The 1,902-nt window shown below is 41.9% G+C and carries 4 protein-coding genes; all 4 read left to right on the top strand.

Going from position 1 to position 1,902, the window contains the following annotated elements; translation table 11 throughout:
* Positions 1–993: CdiA family toxin C-terminal domain-containing protein (locus tag JJB97_RS17790; protein ID WP_238715411.1), on the top strand; the 993-nt coding region annotated here is incomplete at its 5' end.
* A gap of 11 nt (positions 994–1,004) precedes the next feature.
* A complete protein-coding gene (cdiI, locus tag JJB97_RS17785; RefSeq protein ID WP_238715410.1) occupies positions 1,005–1,370 on the top strand; it encodes a ribonuclease toxin immunity protein CdiI in 366 nt (121 codons plus the stop codon).
* 158 nt (positions 1,371–1,528) lie between these two features.
* A complete protein-coding gene (locus JJB97_RS17780) occupies positions 1,529–1,699 on the top strand; it encodes a hypothetical protein (protein ID WP_238715409.1) in 171 nt (56 codons plus the stop codon).
* A partial coding sequence (locus JJB97_RS17775) for an Imm42 family immunity protein (protein ID WP_238715408.1) occupies positions 1,666–1,902 on the top strand: 237 nt, incomplete at its 3' end. The genes JJB97_RS17780 and JJB97_RS17775, both read left to right, overlap by 34 nt.

Below are 1,902 nucleotides of genomic sequence, written 5' to 3'. Positions count from 1 at the left end.
ATGGCCGCGCCTGGCGCGAATGCCGCGAAGGTGGAAGTGGAGCACAACAGCCTTCACGTCGGGGAAAAGACAGAGCTTGAATTAGCGAAGCAAAAACTCAACAGCCAGGATCCCGCCGTACGAGAACAGGCGCAGCAGGATGTAGCCCGTCTGACAGAGCTTGACATCAGCCGTGACCGAAAAGTGTTGGAGGCGTGCGGTAATGGTCAGGCAGGTAGCGCAGCCTGTGCCAGCGCGCGTCTGGAAGTTATCGCAATCAGAAGCGAGTACGAAACCGGCAACTACAACTCAAAGGTCAGCCAGCAGTACGCGGATGCTTACGGCCAGATAGTAAACCTGCTTGATATCACCAGTGTGGATGCGCAAAACCAGCAGCAGGTGAAGGATGCGATGGTAAACTATGCGATGGCACAATTTGGAGTTGATAAAACCACGGCTGAGCAGTATGTATCAACCTATGACGGAATGAAGATTGTTGCATCTTCAGTGACGCCGGTGCTTGGCAAAGCAGCCAGTGACAAGTTAACCGGAATGGTTAGTAAGGCTAATCAGTATCCTTCGGGTATTGGATTTAAAATTAACCAGCCGGAACACTTGGCGCAGCTTGATGGGTTTAACCAGAAGAAGGGGATTAGCGGGGCGCATAATGCGAGTGAATTTTATGCTGCTGCTAAACAATATAATGTGAAAATTGTTAGTGAAACTCCTACAGAAACTAAAGGTATTACTCATGTTATATATCAAATTCCGTCATATGATAGAGCTGGGAATATAATAGGGTATAAAGCAGCAGAGCTTCCCAAAACTATATATGATCCGAAAGTTTTTACGGATGAGAAAATGTTGCAGTTGGGGCAGCAGGCAGCAGCAAGTGGATATAAAAATGCTATATCAAAAGGAGAACAGTCGTATGACGCTACTGCTGGCGGTGTTACTTTCAGGGTCTATATAGATCAGAAAACAGGAATGGTAAGTAATTTTCATCCTAAATAAAGGAGGGGGGAATGAATATTGAACTATTTGGTCAACCATATGACAAATCCAATCCTTATTGGGTGTTGGAGTCTTATTTTGATCGTATGTTTATTGAAGGCTGTTTTTTAAAATCTGTTAATTATATCCTTCATAAGGACAGTTTCCATGTAGATGGCGCTTATTGTAGTTTCCCTGATTTAAATAGTTGTTATGATGAAGAACACTTTGAAGGCGTTGAGTTTGCTTATGGTTATCCACCAGAAGAAGAAGACACGATCATTGTTAGTGAAAAGGTGTGTTATGAATATGTTCATCTGGCGTGTGAAAAGTATCTGAAGCTTCAACCTGGAGATACAGAAAAGGTAAACAGTTTACTTGCTAAGTTACCTGCCTGATATGACATCCCAGCCAACTGGCTGGGATGCTACCTTAAGTAGGTCAATGTGAATATAATAGGCCAAATGCAGGTATTGAATCTAAAAATTCACTTTCGCTATTTGAAAATTCAATATCTCGGGTAGTAGAAGGTAAGGAGAATAAGGCCAAGTATACTATGGATAGTAATGGGGATATACATCGATTTTCTCCTGATAATACGGGTGGTTTTCGCTGGTCTGGTAGTACGGCAGATCCAAAAAACAAGCTTGAATTACCAAACGATATTAGAGCAGCCTTGAGAAAACAGGAAGGATGGAAAATAAAAGGATTATTGGAAATGCTTTAGAGATAGGAATTCAGTTAGAGTATATACTTGAACTGAATTCTCCCAGTGGTCTTTTTAACCTCATTATAGATGATGAATTGATTCCGGGAAAAGGAACGGTTACAGATCTTTATGTAGTTATATCGTCATTGAAAGATAGTATAAACAGCCAGTTAAATGCTGGTGTTTGTGATATTGGTAGTATTCCATTAGCTGATTTGGAT

The sequence above is a fragment of the Tenebrionibacter intestinalis genome (assembly GCF_016632365.1).
Taxonomy (GTDB): Bacteria; Pseudomonadota; Gammaproteobacteria; order Enterobacterales; family Enterobacteriaceae; genus Tenebrionibacter; species Tenebrionibacter intestinalis.
Note: the sequence above shows the minus strand (reverse complement) of the source record. Positions and strands in the feature narration are given on the sequence as shown.